The organism is Streptomyces sp. NPDC048370 (assembly GCF_043200825.1).
In the GTDB taxonomy this organism is placed as follows: domain Bacteria; phylum Actinomycetota; class Actinomycetes; order Streptomycetales; family Streptomycetaceae; genus Streptomyces.
The window spans coordinates 33,265-52,348 of sequence record NZ_JBICYI010000004.1 but is presented as its reverse complement, the minus strand read 5'-3'; the positions used below and the strand labels follow the sequence as shown (position 1 = coordinate 52,348).

Genomic DNA, 19,084 nt, shown 5'->3' with positions numbered 1-19,084 from the left:
CCTCTAGAGGTCCAGGACCAGCCGCTCCCCGGCACACCGCGAGACGCAGATCAGCATCGACCCGGTCCGTTCGGCGTCCGTGAGGAGCTCGTCCCTGTGGTCGATCTCGCCCTCCAGGACGCGCTGTTGACAGGTCCCGCAGAAGCCCTGCTCGCAGGAGTACGCGACACCGGGCACCTGACCCCGGACGGCGGCGAGCACCGACTGGTCGGGCGCCACCGTCAACGTACGCCCGGAGCGGCGCAGTTCGACCTCGAACGGGCCGCCGCCTGCCGTGGCGGCGGGGGAGAAGCGCTCCAGGTGCGGGGTCCTGCCCTCGGGCAGCGCGGCGGTGACCGCGTCCATCAGCCCCTCGGGACCGCAGCAGTACACCATCGTCTCCTCGGGGACCCCGGTGAGGAAGCCGAGGTCGGGGCGGCCCGACGCGTCCTCGGTGACCACCGTCACCCGGCCGCCACCGCCGAGCTTCTCGATCTCGTCGACGTACGGCAGGGTGGCGCGGCTGCGCCCGCAGTACAGCAGCCGCCAGTCGGCGCCCGCCGCCTCCGCCGCGCGCAGCATCGGAAGCACGGGCGTGATCCCGATGCCTCCCGCCACGAAGACGTACGCGGGCGCGTCGACGAGCGGGAAGCGGTTGCGCGGCCCCCGGATCTCGATCTCCGTGCCCACGTGGAGCTGTTCGTGCACCTCGCGCGAGCCGCCCCTGCCGTCCTCGATCAGGCGGGTCGCCACGGTGTACGTGTCGGTCTCGGCCGGGTCGCCGCACAGCGAGTACTGGCGTACGAGCCCGGACGGCAGCACCAGGTCGACGTGGGCGCCGGGCTGCCAGGCGGGCAGGCCGGTGCCTTCGAGTCGGAGCCTGACCACGCCCTCGGCGGGCTCGGTGCGCTCGGTGACCAGGACCCTCCGGGTCACGGTCGCGAGCCGGCCCCGGCCCGAGACCGGCTCGTCGAGGGTGGGCATCGGCCAGAGCGGGGCGGCGGTGATCCGGCGGCGCATGGCCCGCTTGGCGAGGACCGCGGCCCCGGCGATCAGGACGACGGTACGCAGTCGGGGCATGGTCAGCGACCTCCGTTGGCGCCGGGGGAGTTGGCCAGGTACGCGACGGCCTGGGCCGTGTTCCCCTCCTGGGAGGGGTGGTAGGCGCGGCTCAGGTAGCGGGGGATCGCCCGGAGCAGGTCGGGGGTGGACGGCAGCACGCCCTCCCGGCCCTTGCGGACGAGCTGGCCGACGGAGGCCCTGCCGTCGACGAGGGTGGGGTCGTTCTCCATGAAGAAGCGGGTGCCCCGCTGCCAGAGGAAGACCATCGCGGTGAAGGCGGTGGCCCAGGTGCGGGCGCGGCGCCGGTAGCCGCCGTCGAGGTGCATGAACAGCTCGAAGGCGACCGAGCGGTGCTCGACCTCCTCGGCGCCGTGCCAGCGCAGCAGGTCCAGCATGGTCGGGTCGGCGCCCCGGCGGTCCAACTCCTCCGCGTTCAGCACCCAGTTGCCGAGGAAGGCGGTGTAGTGCTCGATGGCGGCGATGAGCGCCACCCGCTCCATCAGCCACCAGCGCCGCGCCCGGCCGGGCGGCAGGGTCCGGTCGCCGAGCAGCTTCTCGAAGAACCAGTCGACCTGGGCGGTGTACGGAGTGGGGTCGAGGCCGAGTTTCTTGAGGTGCGGGAGCACGTCGTCGTGTGCCTGGGAGTGGACGGCCTCCTGGCCGATGAAGCCGATGACGTCGGTACGCAGCCGGTCGTCGGTGATGAACGGGAGCACCTGCTTGTAGACGTGCACGAACCAGCGCTCTCCGGCCGGGAGCAGCAGGTGCAGCACGTTGATGGTGTGGGTCGTGAACGGGTCGCCGGGAACCCAGTGGAGCGGGGTCTCCTCCCAGTCGAAGGAGACCTTGCGGGCCTTGAGTTCGATGTGCTCCGACGCCACCGGTGCAGGCTGCGTATTAGACATGCCGTCAATGTACTGAGGGGTAAGCAGTTGGCAACAGGGTCGTGCACGAGAAATCCCCGCTGCGGCAGCGGGCCCGCCTCCGCCCGCAACCGCAGCGCCCCCAGCGCCCGTCCTCGCCGCCCCGCTACCGCAGCGCTTCTACTTTTACTCCGTTCCTCAGCGTGCCGTCGAGGTCCGCACGCGCGCCCGCCTTCGCGCGCACCGCGAGCAGACGGCCCTCGGCCTCGCCCTTCACCCCGCCCGTGGTCCGCAGCGACGTGAACTCCCCGCTGCCCGCCGCCAGGACGTACCAGTGGCCGCTCTTCGCCTGCCACAACACCCCCGCGAGGACCCTGGGTTCACGAACCCCGCACGCCGGGGACTCCTCGGCCTGCGCCACCACGGCCGCCGCCACCCCCGGCGCCGGGACCTGGAACTGGGCGAGGACCCGGCTCCCGGTGCCCCGCCAGGTCTCCGCCCGCGCGCACACCCAGGCCGCCCGGCCCCCGTCCTCCGGCAGCCGCTGCTCGGCGAACGGCCAGGCGTTCACCGACCGCACCCCGTGCGAGCGGACCGCCGTCAGCCGGCAGGCCGCCCGCGCCCACAGCTCCCGCGCCGCCTTCCCCGTCACGTCCTTCGGCGCCGACGGCGGCCCCGAGGTCAGCCGGGCCGGGGCCAGCTCGCCCAGGTCGGCAAGGAGCCGCACGCCCGTCGCGTCCCGCACCTGGAGCGTGTTCCACGCCGTGCACCCGCGCGCCTGCGCCGGGCTGAGCAGCGGCTCGGTCACCCCGTGCGCGTCCCGTGCGAGCTGCCAGGGCTCCTTGGTCGGCGCCATCAGGTCCCGTACGGCCGTGTCCCGTACCCAAGGCGCCGTCAGATAGCGCACGTTGGCCGTCGTGCGGGAGAGCACGAGCGCCGCCGAGCCCACCGCGTCCGCCCCGTCCGTCCGCGCGAAGTCCAGCGCGGCGCCCGCCGTCCCCGCCATCGGCTCCGCGTACCGCACCGCCCGCAGCCCGTCGTGGAACAGCACCACCCGCGAGCCGTCGACCACGCCCGCGTACAGCAGCTGTGCCGCGCCCATCGGCGGGCCCACCGGCGTCCCCGGAGTCGCCGAGGACCGTACGGACACCCCGGGCCGGGCCCACACCGCGAGCGCCCGCCGCAGCAGCCCCCGGTCGTCCACCAGGGCGCCCCTGGCCGGCCACACCGAGAAGTCCGTCCGCGCCGAGGCCTGCCAGAACCCGGCAGGGATGCGGCGCAGCGTCCCCGGGTCGAGCGCCGCCTCCGCCGCCGGGTTGCGCGCGTACGACGGCGCGGCGGCGCCGCCCGGCCCCCAGCCGTCGCCGGGCAGCCCGAGCAGCGTCCCGCACATCAGGGCGGCCGCCACCGCGGCGAGCGCCGCCCGGCCGTGCTGACGGCGGCGCATCAGATCCGGCGGCCGGACCTGGAGCGAGCACGGATCGAACTCGGGCGAGTCAAGGAGGCCGGCCGTGCCGACCCCGAGCGCCACCTCCACCGCGTCCGCCTCCACCAGGGCCGCCCGCGCCTCCGCCGCCGCGACCCCGGCGGCCGCGAGCACCCGCAGCACCTCCGGATCCCCCTGCCGCTCAAGGCCCCGCAGCACGAACACCGCGCGGGCGGGACCGGAGAGGGCGGAGAGCCGCTGGTCCAGGGCCAGTTCGTCGGCGCCGCCCGCGCGCGGGAAGACCCGCAGCCCCCACACCTGCGGCAGCAGCGGCGGGAACTGCGCCCGCCGGGGCAGCGCCCGGCGCAGCAGCGGCAGCCCCGCGATCAGCGCCTGCCGCAGCACCTCGCCCCGGACGTACGCGTACCCGGGGTCGACGGCGTCCTCGGCGCGGCGCGGGCCGGGGACCCCGGCTCCGGCGGCGGAGATCCTTCGGCGCGGCAGCGAGCCCTGGACCAGCGCGTGCGCCGTCAGCACCCGCCGGTTGCGGCCGAGCGAGGGCGGCAGCACGAGGTACGCGATCCGGACCAGCCGCTGGTAGTGCTCGACGAGCGCGGCCTCGGCCTGTTCGACATCGACCGGATCGAGGGCGTCGGGGTCGAGCGTGGCGGAGCCGTGGGGGGAGGGGTCGAGTTCCTGGGTGCTCACATTCAGCAGAACGAGCGAATGGTGCGATGGTCACCACGGAGGCGTGACCCCGACGGGTCAGGCCTCGTACACCGTCAGCCGCTCACGGATCACGTCCGTCACCCGGTCGGGGACGCCGAGCCCGTCCCGTACGTACGCCTCCATCGAGCCGTGCAGGACCGCCACCTCGTCGAGCGCCGCCGCCAGGTACTCCGGGACGACCCCGATCAGGGCGAGCGCGAGCTCCGGGTCGCCGCCCTGCGCCGTGAACCCCTCGATCATCGGAGCGAACGCCTGCCGCACCGCCGGATTGACCGACAGGTACTCCGTCATGACCGTCTCCTCGTCCGCGCCGAGCAGCGTCAGCACGATCGTCGTCGCCCAGCCGGTGCGGTCCTTGCCGGCCGTGCAGTGGAAGAGCAGCGGGCCGCCGCGCGGATCGCCCAGCTCGGTGAGGAACGCGCCGTAGGCGAGGCGGGCGGAGTCGGTCGACACGAAGGCCCGGTAGGTGCGGGTGAAGGCCTCGTGGGCCCGGCCCCCGCCGAGGGCCTGCTCGGCCCGCATCGGATCGGTGAGCAGGGACTTCAGCTGGGCGGCGGGCGGCAGGCCGCTGGCGGCCAGATGGTCGGCGAGCACGTCCGCGACGAGCAGCCGCCCGCCCACCGGCACGTGGTCGGGCCGTTCCGCGCGTTCGTGCGCGGTGCGGAAGTCGACGACGGTACGGATGCCGAGCGCGGCCACGGGGGGCTCGCTGGGATCGAGCCGGTCGAGCTGGGCGGAGCGGAAGATCCGGCCCGAGCGGACACTGCGGCCGGGGCCGAGGGGGAGGGCGCCCAGGTCACGGAGGTTGGCGACGGTGGCGGCGGGGATGGCGGGCAAGGCGTCGACTCCTCCGGATCGGTACGACATCGGGGCATGACCCACCAAACCGTAACCGATCGGATTCCGCTCACCCTGGCGCGACCGGACGGGCAGGATGGGCGGATGCTGATGCGTACGCGACGAACGGCAGCGGTGGCCGCGATCCTGCTCGCACTCACGGCGTGCGAGTCGGCGCCTGAGGACACGTCCGGGAAGGCGCCGGAGGAAGCGAGCGGCACCCTGGAGCAGATCGCTGAGCGGGCCGGCTGCGCCCCCGACATCCAGACGGACGCGGCCGAGCTGCGCCAGGCGAAGTGCGCGACGGGCGCGGGCGAGGGGACGTACGTCCTGACCACCTTCGCGACCGACCGCGGGCAGCGCGAGTGGCTCAACCAGGCCAAGGACTACGGCGGTTCGTATCTCGTCGGCCGCAGGTGGGCGGTGTCGGGCGAGGCGGGCACGGTGGAGCGGGTACGCGAACGGCTCGGCGGTCGCATCGAGACCACCGAGCCGCACGGGACGCATTCCTCGGGCGCCGGACACCACTAGGGGGAGGGAGGCGGGGCGGGGGCGCGGTGGTGCCTAGGTGCACCGCCGCCCGCTGTTGACGCAGTCCACCACCCTCCGCATCAGCCGTTGGTCGAAGACGTTGATGAAGTCGCCGTGGTCGGTGATCGGCTTGTGCAGCTGCTCGGGGAACGAGTCGACGGCGAAACCGGGCCCGGGCGGCACGTCGTAGACGATCCGCTGCACGAGCTGCGGGATCGCGCGGAAGCCCCTGCCGCACCGGCCGCTCGCCGGGTCGGCGAAGGCCACGTGGGTGCGGTGGTTGGCGCTGTCGGTGTTCCGTCCGTCCCAGCAGCTCTGGAAGCGGAACGTCCGTACGACCTTGCTGCCCTGCGGACAGATCGGGTACTTGTCCTTGAGCTGCCGGTTCTCGAAGCCGGTGCAGGACCACGAGGCGTTGGCGTTCGCGTCGCCGTTGGTGAAGGCCTTGGCGTCGCCCGTGATGATCCGCAGGAAGCGGGGCATCGCGGTGACCTTGGAGACCGGACTGCCGACGAAGTTCAGGGTGACCTGCGCGGGCGTCTGGATCTCGCCGACGTTCTGGTCCTTGCCGCCGCCGTCCGCGTCGGCGTCGGCCTCGGCCTGCCCGTTCTGGAGCCGGAGCACGGGCCAGTAGTACGTCGAACGGTCGCCCTGGTTGCGGCAGGTGGTGCGGCCCCTGGCGAGGTCGTTGTCGCTCGCGAAGGCGTCGTTGGCCTGGTTGCCGACGTAGTCGTGCATGTGGTGGGCGCCGTTGCTCACGCCCGGCGCGACGATGACGTTGTCCGGGTTGAACTTGCCGTTCTGGTTCCGGCCGCAGTCGGTGGCGAACGAGCCGCGCGAGGCGCCCCGGCGCTGCTGGGGGAGTTTCACGTTCGGCTGCACGGTACGGATGTCGACGAAGTCGGAGGCCTCGGGCCCGTTCCCGGACTGCCCCTCCTCGGTCTCCCCGCGGCCGCCGCCGCTCGGCTCGTCGTCGGCGCGCAGGGTGCAGGGCGCGAGACCGTCGAGCGGCTCGCCCACGGACTGCCCGATCCGCTGCAGTACGGGGAGCCGCTCCTCCTGGAGCGGGGCCAGGATCTCCTGCTCGGCGAAGTCCGGGTCGCTCTCCACCCGCTCCCTGTCGTCGGCGAGCCGCTGGTACGCGTCGGTGATCTGGCTGTCCAGGGTGGCGAGTTCACGGTCCACGGAGTCCCGCGCGGACTCCGGTACGTCGGTCAGCTCCTCGGCGGCGTCGGGGCAGTCGATCGTCGAGACCGCGTTCTGCCGGTCGGGCGGCCGGTCGCCCCGGCTCTCGCCCGCCGAGGCGTAGACATTGGCGGCGACCAGACCGCCCGCACCCAGAATCAGGGCGACGGAGGCGGCCACCGCTCGTTTCGCGCGTGTCGAACGTTTTCGTGTGCGTCGCATGGGCCTCCATACGCACGCCACGCCCCATGCGTTCAGCGAACCGGGTGCGTACATTCGTTCGACGCGCTGACCTGGGAGGCGGTCTCCCGCTCTCGGCGACGGGATGTCACCATGGCCGAATCATGACCGATGCCCGCTCGCCGATACGCGCCCTGCGAGCCGCTCTTTTCGCGGCGGTGTGCGTGGTATTGGCCGCAGTGGGGCATTCGTCCATGTCTGCGCACGAGATACCGGCGGAGTCGCTCTACGTGGCGTTCGCCGTCACGGGCGGCCTGGCGTGGCTGGCCGGCGGCCGCAGGCGGGGCGCGTACGCGATCGCCGGCGGACTGGCCGCCGTACAGACGGCGCTGCACCTGATCTTCTCGACGGGCCAGTCGCACGCGGCGACGGCGGGCGGCCACGGAGCGATGGCCGGCGGGGCGATGGACGGCGGGGCGATGGGCCACGGGTCCATGGGCCGCGCCGCCATGGACCACGCCTCCATGGATCCGGCCATGGAGACGGCGGCCACGATGGCCGGCTACTCCACCCTCGGCATGCTCGCCGCCCACCTCCTCGCCGCCCTCGTCTGCGGCCTCTGGCTGGCCAAGGGCGAGGCCGCGCTCTTCGCGCTCGCCCGGACCGTCGGAGCGCTCGCCTTCACACCGCTCCGCCTGCTGCTCGCCGTCGTCCGCGTGCCCGAACCGCCGCAGGCCGTACGCCCCCGCCCGCGCACCCGCCGACTCCACGGCGTCGTCCTCGCGCACACCCTCTCCCGGCGCGGCCCGCCCCGGCTGTCCGTACCCCGCGCCACCGCCCCCGGAGCACCCGTCTGAGCTGACCCGGGGGCCGAACTCCGACCCCTAGGGCAGTCATATGACCATCGACGATCTCGCGCGCCCGGACACCCCCGAGGCGCCACCCGAGAGAACCGCCAACACCACCGGGACCTGGAGCGCGCTCCGCCCGCTCGTCCTGCGCCTGCACTTCTACGCCGGCGTGCTCATAGCCCCCTTCCTGCTCGTCGCCGCGGCCAGCGGCCTGCTCTACGCGCTCTCCTTCCAGGCCGAGAAGGTCGTCTACGCGCACGAGCTGGAAGTCCCGGTCGGCGACAAGGTCCTGCCGCTCTCCGAGCAGGTCCACGCCGCGACCAAGGTGAACCCGAACGGCACGGTCACCGCCGTCTGGCCCTCCGCCGAGGACGGCGCCACCACCCGCGTCCTCATGGCCGACCCCGACGTGGAGGAGGGCAAGTCCCTCGCCGTCTTCGTCGACCCGTACACCGCGGAGGTCCGGGGCCAGCTCCCCAGCTACGGCAGCTCCGGCGCGCTCCCGCTGCGCGCCTGGATCGACGAACTCCACCGCGATCTGCACCTGGGCGACCTCGGCCGCAACTACAGCGAGCTGGCAGCCAGCTGGCTGTGGGTGATCGCGCTCGGGGGCCTGCTGCTGTGGCTCGGCCGGCGCCGCAAGAACCGCCGCGCCCTCTTCGTACCGGAGCGCGGCCCCAAGTCCCGCCGTCGCACGCTGTCCTGGCACGGCACGGTCGGCCTGTGGGCGGTGGCCGGTCTGGTCCTGCTCTCCGCCACCGGTCTGACCTGGTCGCGGTACGCGGGTGAGAACATCGGCGCGGTCCAGGACCAGCTGGGCGGCGCGACGCCGGCCGTCTCCGCGACCCTCGACGGCGGTGCCGGCGGCTCCTCGGAGCACGAGGGCCACGACATGGGCGGCCACACGGCCGCTCCGCAGGGCGCGGACGTCGGTATCGACAAGGTGGTCGAGGCGGCCCGGGCGAAGGGCATCGAGGGCAAGCTGTCCGTCGTCCTGCCCTCTGAGGGCAAGGGGTACGTCGTCAAGGAGACCGACACCCAGTTCCCGGTGCACCTGGACTCGGTGGCGGTGAACCCGGCCGACGGCACGGTCATGGACGAGCTCCGGTTCACCGACTACCCGGTGCTCGCCCAGCTGACCCGCTTCGGCATCGACATCCACATGGGCGTGACCTTCGGCCTGGTCAACCAGCTGGCCCTCGCCGCGCTCGCCCTCGCGCTCATCCTGCTGATCGTCTGGGGCTACCGCATGTGGTGGCTCCGCCGCCCCGGCCGTCCGGTCGCGCGCGGAACGTGGCGGAAGGTTCCGCCGACGATGATGCTGCCGCTGCTCGCGGCGACGGCGCTCGTGGGCTGGTTCGTCCCGATGCTGGGGCTCAGCCTGGTGGCGTTCCTCGTCGTGGACCTCGCCCTCGGCCTGGTGGCGCGGGTGAAGGCGAGGTCACGGGCGGCCTGATCAGGGCGCGTACTTGTAGCCGACCCGCCGCACGGTCTGGATCGTGTGGCGGTGCTCGGCGCCCAGCTTGCGGCGCAGCCGCGCCACATGGACGTCGACGGTCCGCCCGTCGCCCACGTGCCCGTACCCCCAGACCGTCGTGACCAACTGGTCGCGGGTGTGGACCCGGTGGGGATGGGCGACGAGGTGGGCGAGCAGCTCGAACTCCAGGTACGTGAGGTCCATCTCGGCCCCGTCGACATGGGCGACGCGCCGGGCGGAGTCGATGGTGACGGGCCCCTGCTCCTCCTCCGGGGGGACGGGGGCCGCGGCCGTCTGCCGGTCGGCGGGCAGCAGCACGAGATACCCGACCATCGGCGGCCGCCCGGGCAGCGTCGGCAACGCGTGCGGCGGCGCGGGCAGCAGGGTGGCGCCGGGCGGCAGGAACTCGGCGACCTGGGAGAGGTCGACGACCTCGTTGGGATCGACGGCGCGGAGTCGGTGCCGGCCGGGGCGCAGCGGCGTGAGGGAAGCGGTCTGGGCGGTCTGGGTGTGGGCCATGGAAAGCTCAGCTCTTTCGCGCGAGTCGGAGACGTACTACGTCGATCGCGCGTCGGCCGAAGGCCGCAGGGCCGGGTTCGGATCCCGGTCGGGGCGTTAGAGGGCCGACGCGTTCCTCACGCGCCGACAGCACCGGTCGAAGTCGTGGTGCTGCCGGGAAGGCCAGAACGGCTCGAGGTCGAAGCGACCTGTCGCGGTGTCGTTCTGGGTGATGGCCATATCCCTACTCTACTACTCGGGAATGCACGCGACGACCCCCTTACCGGCCTCGACCGGCACCGATCGGTGTGCGTTCGGCCTCATGCGCCGGACGGCCGGGAGGGCGACGAGGACCGCGACGAGCAGCGTCAACGCCGAAAGGGCGCCCCACCGTTCGACGGTGGGGCGCCCCTACGGGACAGCGGGTGCGGATCAGACCTGGCCGGCCTTCTCCAGGGCCTCGCAGCAGGTGTCCACCAGGAGGCGGGTCACCACGTACGGGTCCACGTTCGCGTTCGGGCGGCGGTCCTCGATGTAGCCCTTCTGGTCCTGCTCGACCTGCCACGGGATGCGGACCGAGGCGCCGCGGTCGGAGACGCCGTAGGAGTACTGGTCCCACGGGGCGGTCTCGTGCAGACCGGTCAGACGGTCGTCGATGCCGGCGCCGTAGTTCTTGACGTGGTCGAGCGGCTTCGAGCCCTCGCCCAGCGACTCGGCGGCGGTGATGATCGCCTCGTAGCCCTCGCGCATCGCCTTGGTCGAGAAGTTGGTGTGCGCGCCCGCGCCGTTCCAGTCGCCCTTCACCGGCTTCGGGTCCAGCGTCGCCGAGACCTTGAAGTCCTCGGCCGTGCGGTAGAGCAGCCAGCGCGCGACCCACAGCTGGTCCGCGACCTCGAGCGGCGCCAGCGGGCCGACCTGGAACTCCCACTGGCCCGGCATGACCTCGGCGTTGATGCCGGAGATGCCCAGACCCGCCTGCAGGCAGTTCTCCAGGTGCGCCTCGACGATGTCACGGCCGAAGATCTCGTCGGCGCCGACACCGCAGTAGTAGCCGCCCTGCGGGGCCGGGAAGCCGCCGACCGGGAAGCCGAGCGGGCGCTCGCCGTCGAAGAAGGTGTACTCCTGCTCGATGCCGAAGATCGGCTCCTGGGCGGCGTACTTCGCGTAGACCTCGGCCAGCGCGGCACGCGTGTTGGACTCGTGCGGCGTCATGTCCGTGTTGAGGACCTCGCACATCACCAGGATGTCGGCGCCGCCGCGGATCGGGTCGGGGCAGACGAAGACCGGCTTGAGGACGCGGTCCGAGGCGTGGCCCTTGGCCTGGTTCGTGCTGGATCCGTCGAAGCCCCAGATGGGGAGCTCCTCCAGGGTGGCGCCCGTGCCCGGCAGAATCTTCGTCTTCGAGCGAAGCTTCGCGGTCGGCTCGGTGCCGTCGATCCAGATGTACTCAGCCTTGAAGGTCACGGGCCTCATCCTTTGGCGTGCTGCTGCTGCGGGGAGCGTGCTGCGGCTCGCGACGCTGCGAGAGCTGCGGTGTGTGTGTCTGCGCGCAGCTTGGCAACACGGGATTTCCCGGTCGTTGCCCGAATGTGAACCCCGTGTTACTCAGCCTCCCTGTGTTTCCCGCACCCTCCGCCCGACCTCGTGGGCGTGGAGCAGCGACCCGAAGCCGGCGTTCTCGACCCGCCGTGCGAGCTCGGCGTACGTCGTCCCCAACGCCTCGGCCGTACGCCCCGGATGCCAGTCGCACTCCGCGAGCCGGCGCAGCAGATGGCCGCGCCTGATCTGGTTCTCGGAGAGCCGGAAGGTCTTCAGATAGAGCGTCCGCCCCTTGTGGTCGGCGATCAGCTCGCCGATGTGCTGCTCCTGCCCGCCCCGCAGGAACGGCGGGAGGAAACGGTACAGATCGTACGAATCCATCCGGTACACCCGCTCGAAGGTGTACGACGTCTCCCTCAGGTCCCGCGCCATGAGCCCGTCGTGCGCCTCCGCCCACGACCGCTCCTGCGCCCGGGCCGCCGCCCGCAGGTCCGCGAGCGTACGGACCGAGCCCGCCCCGTCCCGGATGCGGGCCGTGAACTCCGGCACCTCGGCGCCGTAGAACGCGTACTGGTGGATCAGCTCCCCGTACAGGTCCTCGATCAGGGTGGGGTGCAGCGCGCGGTAGTCCTCCGGGTGCGGCACGACGAACGCGGCGGCCAGGGCATCGGCGACGTACAGCATCAGTCCGCACTGCCCCGGGTGGATCTCGAAGATCCGCAGCGCCTCCGCGAGCCCCGGCACGCTCCACCCCGCGTACGCCGCCTCGGCGCGCGGCGAGAGCCCCTGGCGCACCGCCTGCTGGGACCACTCGTCCCAGACGACGGACGGACCGCCGAAGTGGAGCGCCAGATACCCCTCCAGGGCGAGGTGCAGGGGCAGGAACCGCAGCCGCTGCTCCGGCTTCCCGTCCTTGCGCCGGCGCTTGGCGAGGCGGTGGTGGTTGCGGCGCACGGGAACGGCGGGCGGCCCGGCGTCCCCCAGCCGGGTGCCGTACGCCGCCGCCTCGCGCTCCTCGCCGGACCAGTCCGCGACGAAGCCGTGCGGGATGTACGAGGTGTACGTCGTACGGTCCCCGAGGTCGACGGAGCCGTGGGCGGCCCCGTACGCCTCGCGGTGGAGCCGCAGCCCCTCCACCGGCTCGGCGCGGACCAGCGGCACGAGCCGGACACCGCCCCACACCTGCGCCGGCCGGACCTCCAGACCGGTCAGATCGATCCGGGTCACCCTCGCCCCTCCTTCAGGAACAGCTCCACCCTCCGGTCCAGATAGGCCAGAAGCTCCGCGAGCCCCGTCCGCCCCTCCGCGAACTGGGCGATCTCCACGAGCGCCGCCAGATCCTCCGCGTCCCGGATCCCGGCCGTCGGCACGCTCGGCGCGAGACGGCGCACGTCGAATCCGTTCGCGTCGTATACGGGGTTCATGTGGACGGCGCTCGTCCGGCGCTCCGGGTCGAGCCGGGTCCGCCAGACGCGCAGCACCTCGCCCGCGAGACCCGGCGGCGCGTTGTCCCAGCCGTCCGAGACGATCACGAGCCGGTCGAGGGCGCCCGAGGGGCCGGGGCCCTCCAGGGCGTCGAGGATCCGGGTCCCGAGCGGGGTCGGCCCCCAGGGCCGTACGAGAAGCGGATCGGTGGTGCCCGAGGTCCAGTACGCGGTGTACGCCCCCGGCGCGGCGAGCGCGTCGAGGAGGAAGTGGCAGCCCAGGGCCACGGCCAGCGGCCGGCGCCGCTTCACGGCCGAACCGGAGGCGGAGTAGCTGTCGTCGAGCACCGCCGCGACCCGCCCCCAGCTCCCGGCGTACGGCCCCGCCACCCGGCGGGCCGCGGCCCGCAGCGCGCCTGTCAGCTCGGCGCGCCGCGCCACCCTCTCCCCGAAGGGGAGGGAGAGGACGTAGAGCGCGAGCCGGGTCAGCGGCATCACGGTCAGATCGCGCGCCCGCTCCGTCCGCAGCCGCTCGAGCCGGGTCATCCGAGGGGCGATCCGCTCCAGGAACACCTCGCGCGGTACGCCGTGGCGGGCCGCGAACCCCTCGGCGACGGTGAACGGCAGCTCGTACAGCGCCCCCTGCTCGTAGTGGGCACGGCGGTACGCGTCCAGGTACGGATGCTCGTAACGGACCCGGCGGCCGGGCGCGAAGAGGAAGTCGCCCGATTCGGCGCAGGGGAGGGGGAGATGGGTGTGCCGGGCGACGGCCTTCAGGCCCGTGCGGTACTTCACGGCGTCGTGGCCGAGGTCGGCGCGGCCGGCCAGCCAGTCGCGGACGATCGCGCGCGTACGGCGGTTGTTGACCTTGGCGGCCCGCAGGGCGCGGAAGAGGCGGTAGACCCGCTGCGGGGGCAGTGCGGCGAGCCGGGCGGCGATCAGCCGGCCCTCGGCCCGCTTCTCGTCCGCCCCACCGGCCTCGTCGGCGGTGCGCAGCAACTGTTCGACGATCAGGGCCGCGTTGTGGTCGTTGATGTCGAGCGCGAGCGTGGCGGCGTACACGGGACGGTAGTTGACCCGGACGTACTCGTGCAGGAACGCGAGGGACAGCCGCTGCTCCCCGGCGGAGGAGCGGAACTCCCGCTGGCCGGTGGCGGTGACGGCCGCGTTGACGAAGAGCAGGACGTCCTCGGCGGCGATGAGATCGGAGAGCGTGTCCGGCGCCTGCGGCGTCTTCGGCGTCGTCGTCATGGGGTCCTCGCATCGGCAGGGGTGCCGGCCGGGGAATGGGGGCGCGAACAGCGAAAACGTTGCTTCAAAGGCAGGTCCCGGAAGTCGCACCGGAGTCCCGCGGCCGGCCAGGGAAACGTAGCACCGGGGGAGGGCGGGGCCGCCAGTGGATTTCCGGGCCGGCGGGCGTTGTCGGCGGGAGACGGCAGACTGGATCCATGACGATGCGTATCGGCCTCCTCGGCACCGGCCCCTGGGCCGCGCGGACCCACGCGCCCGCGCTCGCCGCCCATCCCGATGTGGAGTTCGCCGGGGTGTGGGGCAGACGGCCCGAGGCCGCGGCCGAACTGGCCGCCGCCTTCGGCACGACCGCGTACGGGGACGAGGAGGAGCTCTTCGAGACCTGCGACGCGATCGCCTTCGCCCTGCCCCCGGACGTCCAGTCCACGCTGGCGCTCCGGGCGGCGGCCATGGGCTGCCATCTGCTCCTGGACAAGCCGGTGGCGACGACGGTCGGGGCGGCGCGGGACGTCGCCGACTTCGCCGACGTGGGCGGGGTCGCCTCCGTCGTCTTCTGCACGCTCCGCTTCGCGGAGCCGACGGCCCGCTGGATCGACGAGCAGGCGGCGGCCGGCGGCTGGTTCCTGGGCGAGGCGCACTGGCTCGGCTCGCTCTTCGCACCCGGCTCGACGAGCACGTACGCGGCCTCGCCGTGGCGGCGCGAGAAGGGCGGCCTGTGGGACGTGGGCCCGCACGTCCTCTCGGCCTACCTCCCGATCCTCGGTGACGTCACCGACGTGACCGCCGTCCGGGGCCCGGCGGACACCCACCACCTGGTCCTGCGCCACACCTCGGGCGCGAGCAGCACGGCGACGCTCACCCTCTCCGCACCCCAGGAGGCGTCGGAGGCCGCCCTGACGCTGTACGGCGAGCGGGGCAGGGTCGCGCTGCCCCGCTGGGACGGCGCGCTGGACGCGTACACGCGGGCGATCGACGCCCTGATCGAGTCGGCCCGCACGGAGGCCCCCCACCCCTGCGACGCCCGCTTCGGCGCCCGGCTCACGGAGATCCTCGCCGAGGCGGAGGCGCAGGTGACGGCTGCGACCGTCCCCGACGAGTAGGACGCGACCACACTTTTCCCTACCCCTGCTGCCCCGGCTCGTCCCCGGTCGCCATGATCTGACGGTCAGCGGGACAGCGCGTCCCGCACGGCCTCGTCGGTCCGCCCCACCACGGCCGTACCGTCGTCGGCGGTGATGATCGGCCGCTGGATGAGCTTGGGGTGCGCGGCCAGGGCCTCGATCCAGCGCTCACGGCTCGCCTCGTCGCGCGCCCAGTCCTTGACGCCCAGCTCCTTCGCGACCGCCTCCTGCGTCCGCGTGATGTCCCACGGTTCGAGCCCGAGCCGCTCCAGCACGTCCTTGATCTCGGCCGGGCTCGGTACGTCCTCCAGATAGCGCCGCACGGTGTACTCGGCGCCCTCCTCGTCGAGCAGATGCAGCGCGCCACGGCACTTCGAACAGGCGGGATTGATCCAGATCTCCATGGCGCCAACGGTACCCGGCGCACGCCCCTCCACCACCCCTCAAAGCCGGTCTGAACAGGGGCGATTGTCAGTGGTGGCGCCTAAAATAGGGGGTGAAGGTGAGGGTCCCGGGGAGGGCCCGCACCCCGCATTCGCCAGGAGGTCGCCCATGGCACTCGCCGTGATCCGGACACCGTCCCTCGAACCCTGGAAGCCCCTCCAGAAGCAGCCGCTCCCCGCGGGCCGCCCCCGCGAGTGGTACGTGAGTCACAACCGCCGCCTGAAGGCCATGCGCCTCGCGATCGTCCTGCTCGACGCGGGTATCCACGACCCGGAGCGGGCGAGCAACGCCAAGATACGGACGACGGCGGAGCTCCTCGGCATCCACCCGCCCTCGGACACCACCTGCCGCATGGTCCGCGCCCTGATCCGCTACGGCCGCTGACCCCGACGCCCGAGAACGGCCCGAGGCCCCGGAGAGCACTCGCTCTCCGGGGCCTCACCGTCACTCGCAGCCGACGCCGTCCCCGTCGCGGTCGAGGTGACGTCCGTAGCCCGGCTGTCCCCGGCGGATCGGATCGGCACCGGCGGCCCGCACGGCGGTGCAGTTCTCGTAGTACACATTGTCCGGCTCGTCCCTGGTGGGAGTGGGAGCCGGGGTCGTGCGGACCGGCTTCGGCTTGGGCTGCGCGGTCGGCGTCGGCGTCGGGCTCGGCGTGGGCGTCTTCGAGGGCGCAGGGCGCAGCTTCGTACCCGTTCCGGCGGGGCACTTCGTGCCCGGCGCCACGAGGTGGACGTTCGCGTCCGCGTCCGCCGGCACGAGCCTGCCGCCTGCCGCCGGGCCCTGGAAGCAGACGATCCAGGTCGCGTGGTTCGCGGGCAGGCTGACGTCCGTGTACGCGCCGGCCGCCCGCAACTCCCCGTCGATCAGCGCCTCCACGGCGGCCTCCGCTTCCGAGAACGCCTTGCCGACGACGTCCGGCATGACGACATCCGCGCTCGGCGTCGACGAAGGGCTCGCCGAGGCAGAGGCCGAAGCAGAGGCCGAGGCAGAGACAGAGGGGGAGGCGGACGCCGCTGCCTTCGCCTTGGCGTCGTCCTTCTCCTCCGCCGGCGGATCGCTGAGGAACGCGAGCAGGAACCACACCCCCGAGAGCACGGTCGCCACGATCTTCTTCGTCCCGCTCCACGGGCTCAGCCAGGCCAGCGCTATCCCGGCGGGCGGCAGCAGGACCAGGGCCGCGATGATCAAGGCCGGATGCTGCCACCAGCGCCGCCGCACCGGCGGGGGCGCCTGGAATCCGTAGGGGTTCGGGTACGGCTGAGCGGGCTGGTTCTGGTACATGGGGCTCCTGGCGGCAGGGACGTTCGACGAGCGGCGAGGAAATGCGGGGGAATCGTAAACTCCATGTGAAGGCCGCCGTACAGGACTTGCACAAACCGAGACCAGGAAAACGCCGAGGCCCCGCCGCTCCGGAAGGAGCAGGCGGGGCCTCGGTCGAGCGGCCGACGGGTCGGGGCGGGCCCGACCGTGCGGTCTAGATGTCGAAGTAGAGCTCGAACTCGTGCGGGTGCGGGCGCAGCTGGATCGGGGCGATCTCGTTCGTGCGCTTGTAGTCGATCCAGGTCTCGATCAGGTCGGAGGTGAAGACACCGCCGGCCTGCAGGTACTCGTTGTCCGCCTCCAGGGCGTCGAGGACCGCCGGGAGCGAGGTCGGGACCTGCTGGACGTTCGCGTGCTCCTCGGGAGCCAGCTCGTAGAGGTCCTTGTCGATCGGCTCGGCCGGCTCGATCTTGTTCTTGACGCCGTCGAGGCCCGCGAGCAGCAGCGCCGAGAAGGCGAGGTACGGGTTCGAGGACGGGTCCGGCGCGCGGAACTCGACGCGCTTGGCCTTCGGGTTCGAGCCCGTGATCGGGATGCGCATGGCGGCGGAGCGGTTGCGCTGCGAGTACACCATGTTGACCGGGGCCTCGAAGCCGGGCACCAGGCGGTGGTACGAGTTCACCGTCGGGTTGGTGAAGGCGAGCAGCGACGGGGCGTGCTTCAGGATGCCGCCGATGTAGTAGCGGGCGGTGTCCGACAGGCCCGCGTAGCCGGTCTCGTCGTAGAACAGCGGGTCGCCGTTGGCCCACAGCGACTGGTGGACGTGCATGCCCGAGCCGTTGTCGCCGAAGATCGGCTTCGGCATGAAGGTCGCGGTCTTGCCGTTGCGCCAGGCGACGTTCTTCACGATGTACTTGAAGAGCATCAGGTCGTCGGCCGCGGCGAGCAGCGTGTTGAACTTGTAGTTGATCTCGGCCTGGCCGGCGGTGCCGACCTCGTGGTGCTGGCGCTCGACCTGGAGGCCGACGTTCTCCAGCTCCAGGGAGATCTCCGCGCGCAGGTCGGCGAAGTGGTCGACGGGCGGGGCCGGGAAGTAGCCGCCCTTGTAGCGGACCTTGTAGCCGCGGTTGTCCTCGACCGCACCGGTGTTCCAGGCGCCGGCCTCGGAGTCGATGTGGTAGAAGCCCTCGTTGGCCGTGGTGTTGAAGCGCACGGAGTCGAAGACGTAGAACTCGGCCTCGGGGCCGAAGTACGCGGTGTCGGCGATGCCGGTGGAGGCGAGGTACGCCTCGGCCTTCTTCGCGATGTTGCGCGGGTCACGGCTGTACTGCTCGCCCGTGATCGGGTCGTGGATGAAGAAGTTGATGTTCAGCGTCTTGTCGCGGCGGAACGGGTCCAGGCGGGCCGTCGACAGGTCGGCGCGCAGCGCCATGTCGGACTCGTGGATGGCCTGGAAGCCGCGGATCGACGAGCCGTCGAAGGCGAGCTCCTCGGACGGGTCGAACGCCGTCGCCGGGATCGTGAAGTGCTGCATCACTCCCGGAAGGTCACAGAAACGGACGTCGACCATCTTGACGTCATTGTCCTTGATGAACTTCTTGGCCTCGTCGGCGTTCTGGAACATCCAACTCCTCCTACTCCCGGCCCGGGGAGGGGCGGGGTTGCAGCTCGTTCGTGCGGCCAGTGCGGGGGCACACGCTGGACCCGACCATAGGCAGACGGGATTTCTCAAGCGTGACCCATTTGTTTCGCCCAAGTTAACCGGCCCGGGTGTGCCCGGCAGCTCGGGATCGCGAGACGGACCCGGGCCGAAGTGATCAAAAACGGGCGCAGTACCGTGGACGCGTGGACAACAGGGAAGCACTCGGATCATGGCTGTCCGGCCCCCGCGCGGCGGCCGAGAACGCAGGCGTCGACTTCGGTTACCGCGGTCAGCAGCTCGGGCTTCCCGAGGAGGGGCCCGGTTCGATCGCCCGCCCCGGCCGCCGGATCGGCGCCCTCGTCGTCGACTGGGCCCTCTGCATGGTGATCGCATACGGCCTCGTCACGGACGGCTACAGCCAGGCGACCGGCAACTGGGCGCTCGTCATCCTGCTCGTCCTGAGCGTGCTGACGGTCGGCACCATCGGCTCCACCCCGGGCAAGCGGATCTTCGGCCTCCGTGTCGCCTCGGTCGCCGGCGGCCGCCTCGGCATCCTGCGCGTGCTCGTCCGCAGCGTCCTCGTCTGCCTCGCCGTCCCGGCCCTCATCTGGGACCGCGACGGCCGCGGCCTCCACGACCGCCTCTCCGGCGCCGTCCAGGTCCGCATCTGAGAAGCCTGCACGCCGGACAACGCGGAAGGGGGGGGGGGGGGGGGGGGGGGGGGGGGGGGGGGGGGGGGGGGGCCGGGGGGGGGGGGGGCGCGGGGGTCTGGGAGGGACGGG

18 protein-coding genes are annotated in these 19,084 nt (G+C 72.5%); 6 read left to right on the top strand and 12 right to left on the bottom strand.

Features of this window, described 5'->3' with window-relative positions; genetic code table 11:
* Positions 1–3: 3 nt before the first annotated feature.
* The 4 genes from ACGFYP_RS11055 to ACGFYP_RS11040 form a co-directional block, all read right to left on the bottom strand.
* Positions 4–1,065: a PDR/VanB family oxidoreductase gene (locus tag ACGFYP_RS11055; protein WP_393490898.1), complete on the bottom strand. Its 1,062-nt coding sequence runs from the start codon at positions 1,063–1,065 to the stop codon at positions 4–6.
* Positions 1,062–1,946: a metal-dependent hydrolase gene (locus ACGFYP_RS11050; RefSeq protein WP_361968221.1), complete on the bottom strand. Its 885-nt coding sequence runs from the start codon at positions 1,944–1,946 to the stop codon at positions 1,062–1,064. The genes ACGFYP_RS11055 and ACGFYP_RS11050 overlap by 4 nt, the downstream gene beginning before the upstream one ends.
* 124 nt (positions 1,947–2,070) lie before the next feature.
* On the bottom strand, positions 2,071–4,047 hold the full coding sequence (locus ACGFYP_RS11045) for a hypothetical protein (protein WP_393490895.1): 1,977 nt from the start codon (positions 4,045–4,047) through the stop codon (positions 2,071–2,073).
* Positions 4,048–4,095: 48 nt separating this feature from the next.
* The gene (locus ACGFYP_RS11040; protein WP_393489442.1) at positions 4,096–4,896 is read right to left on the bottom strand and encodes a tyrosine-protein phosphatase; all 801 of its coding nucleotides are present in this window, start codon (positions 4,894–4,896) and stop codon (positions 4,096–4,098) included.
* 111 nt (positions 4,897–5,007) lie between these two features.
* Between ACGFYP_RS11040 and ACGFYP_RS11035 the strand changes: the two genes are divergently transcribed.
* A complete protein-coding gene (locus tag ACGFYP_RS11035) occupies positions 5,008–5,427 on the top strand; it encodes a hypothetical protein (protein ID WP_393489436.1) in 420 nt (139 codons plus the stop codon).
* Positions 5,428–5,460: 33 nt separating this feature from the next.
* Here ACGFYP_RS11035 and ACGFYP_RS11030 read toward each other — a convergent pair whose 3' ends face one another.
* The gene (locus ACGFYP_RS11030; RefSeq protein WP_393489431.1) at positions 5,461–6,834 is read right to left on the bottom strand and encodes a DUF1996 domain-containing protein; all 1,374 of its coding nucleotides are present in this window, start codon (positions 6,832–6,834) and stop codon (positions 5,461–5,463) included.
* Between the two features lie 212 nt (positions 6,835–7,046).
* On the opposite strand from ACGFYP_RS11030, the gene ACGFYP_RS11025 reads away from it, so the two are divergent.
* Positions 7,047–7,649, top strand: coding sequence for a hypothetical protein (locus ACGFYP_RS11025; RefSeq protein WP_393489426.1), 603 nt, complete (start codon positions 7,047–7,049; stop codon positions 7,647–7,649).
* A gap of 40 nt (positions 7,650–7,689) precedes the next feature.
* Complete coding sequence (locus tag ACGFYP_RS11020; protein ID WP_393489423.1) at positions 7,690–9,099, top strand: PepSY-associated TM helix domain-containing protein; 1,410 nt, start codon at positions 7,690–7,692, stop codon at positions 9,097–9,099.
* Here ACGFYP_RS11020 and ACGFYP_RS11015 read toward each other — a convergent pair whose 3' ends face one another.
* The 4 genes from ACGFYP_RS11015 to ACGFYP_RS11000 all read right to left on the bottom strand — a co-directional run bounded on the left by ACGFYP_RS11015 (position 9,100) and on the right by ACGFYP_RS11000 (position 13,832).
* Positions 9,100–9,639 carry a winged helix-turn-helix domain-containing protein gene (locus ACGFYP_RS11015; protein ID WP_393489418.1) on the bottom strand — a complete coding sequence of 180 codons (540 nt, stop codon included), beginning with the start codon at positions 9,637–9,639 and terminating at the stop codon, positions 9,100–9,102.
* 411 nt (positions 9,640–10,050) lie between these two features.
* Positions 10,051–11,082, bottom strand: coding sequence for a glutamine synthetase (glnII, locus tag ACGFYP_RS11010; RefSeq protein ID WP_393489412.1), 1,032 nt, complete (start codon positions 11,080–11,082; stop codon positions 10,051–10,053).
* A 141-nt stretch (positions 11,083–11,223) separates the two neighbouring features.
* Complete coding sequence (locus ACGFYP_RS11005) at positions 11,224–12,384, bottom strand: hypothetical protein (RefSeq protein ID WP_393489407.1); 1,161 nt, start codon at positions 12,382–12,384, stop codon at positions 11,224–11,226.
* Positions 12,381–13,832: a hypothetical protein gene (locus ACGFYP_RS11000; RefSeq protein WP_393489401.1), complete on the bottom strand. Its 1,452-nt coding sequence runs from the start codon at positions 13,830–13,832 to the stop codon at positions 12,381–12,383. The genes ACGFYP_RS11005 and ACGFYP_RS11000 overlap by 4 nt, the downstream gene beginning before the upstream one ends.
* A gap of 197 nt (positions 13,833–14,029) precedes the next feature.
* Between ACGFYP_RS11000 and ACGFYP_RS10995 the strand changes: the two genes are divergently transcribed.
* Entirely contained in the window at positions 14,030–14,932 is a 903-nt protein-coding gene (locus ACGFYP_RS10995; protein WP_393489396.1) for a Gfo/Idh/MocA family protein, read from the top strand.
* A 65-nt stretch (positions 14,933–14,997) separates the two neighbouring features.
* Here ACGFYP_RS10995 and ACGFYP_RS10990 read toward each other — a convergent pair whose 3' ends face one another.
* Positions 14,998–15,357 (bottom strand): arsenate reductase family protein, encoded by a 360-nt coding sequence (locus ACGFYP_RS10990; RefSeq protein ID WP_393489391.1) that lies wholly within the window; start codon positions 15,355–15,357, stop codon positions 14,998–15,000.
* 148 nt (positions 15,358–15,505) lie between these two features.
* On the opposite strand from ACGFYP_RS10990, the gene ACGFYP_RS10985 reads away from it, so the two are divergent.
* Entirely contained in the window at positions 15,506–15,781 is a 276-nt protein-coding gene (locus ACGFYP_RS10985; RefSeq protein ID WP_361961855.1) for a hypothetical protein, read from the top strand.
* 60 nt (positions 15,782–15,841) lie between these two features.
* Here ACGFYP_RS10985 and ACGFYP_RS10980 read toward each other — a convergent pair whose 3' ends face one another.
* Both ACGFYP_RS10980 and glnA read right to left on the bottom strand, forming a co-directional pair.
* Positions 15,842–16,681, bottom strand: a complete 840-nt coding sequence (locus tag ACGFYP_RS10980; RefSeq protein ID WP_393489383.1) for an excalibur calcium-binding domain-containing protein — start codon at positions 16,679–16,681, stop codon at positions 15,842–15,844.
* 193 nt (positions 16,682–16,874) lie between these two features.
* Positions 16,875–18,284, bottom strand: a complete 1,410-nt coding sequence (gene glnA / locus ACGFYP_RS10975) for a type I glutamate--ammonia ligase (protein WP_361961851.1) — start codon at positions 18,282–18,284, stop codon at positions 16,875–16,877.
* A 221-nt stretch (positions 18,285–18,505) separates the two neighbouring features.
* Between glnA and ACGFYP_RS10970 the strand changes: the two genes are divergently transcribed.
* Positions 18,506–18,973, top strand: a complete 468-nt coding sequence (locus ACGFYP_RS10970) for an RDD family protein (protein ID WP_393489373.1) — start codon at positions 18,506–18,508, stop codon at positions 18,971–18,973.
* Positions 18,974–19,084 lie beyond the last annotated feature (111 nt).

Bases quoted from the DNA above. Each gene is read 5' to 3' on its own strand.
- ACGFYP_RS10980 (WP_393489383.1), bottom strand. From the start codon at position 16,681: ATGTACCAGAACCAGCCCGCTCAGCCGTACCCGAACCCCTACGGATTC.
- ACGFYP_RS11020 (WP_393489423.1), top strand. From the start codon at position 7,690: ATGACCATCGACGATCTCGCGCGCCCGGACACCCCCGAGGCGCCACCC.
- glnA (WP_361961851.1), bottom strand. From the start codon at position 18,284: ATGTTCCAGAACGCCGACGAGGCCAAGAAGTTCATCAAGGACAATGAC.
- ACGFYP_RS11025 (WP_393489426.1), top strand. From the start codon at position 7,047: ATGTCTGCGCACGAGATACCGGCGGAGTCGCTCTACGTGGCGTTCGCC.
- ACGFYP_RS11050 (WP_361968221.1), bottom strand. From the start codon at position 1,946: ATGTCTAATACGCAGCCTGCACCGGTGGCGTCGGAGCACATCGAACTC.
- ACGFYP_RS11015 (WP_393489418.1), bottom strand. From the start codon at position 9,639: ATGGCCCACACCCAGACCGCCCAGACCGCTTCCCTCACGCCGCTGCGC.
- ACGFYP_RS11030 (WP_393489431.1), bottom strand. From the start codon at position 6,834: ATGCGACGCACACGAAAACGTTCGACACGCGCGAAACGAGCGGTGGCC.
- ACGFYP_RS10990 (WP_393489391.1), bottom strand. From the start codon at position 15,357: ATGGAGATCTGGATCAATCCCGCCTGTTCGAAGTGCCGTGGCGCGCTG.
- ACGFYP_RS11035 (WP_393489436.1), top strand. From the start codon at position 5,008: ATGCGTACGCGACGAACGGCAGCGGTGGCCGCGATCCTGCTCGCACTC.
- ACGFYP_RS10985 (WP_361961855.1), top strand. From the start codon at position 15,506: ATGGCACTCGCCGTGATCCGGACACCGTCCCTCGAACCCTGGAAGCCC.
- ACGFYP_RS11000 (WP_393489401.1), bottom strand. From the start codon at position 13,832: ATGACGACGACGCCGAAGACGCCGCAGGCGCCGGACACGCTCTCCGAT.
- ACGFYP_RS10995 (WP_393489396.1), top strand. From the start codon at position 14,030: ATGACGATGCGTATCGGCCTCCTCGGCACCGGCCCCTGGGCCGCGCGG.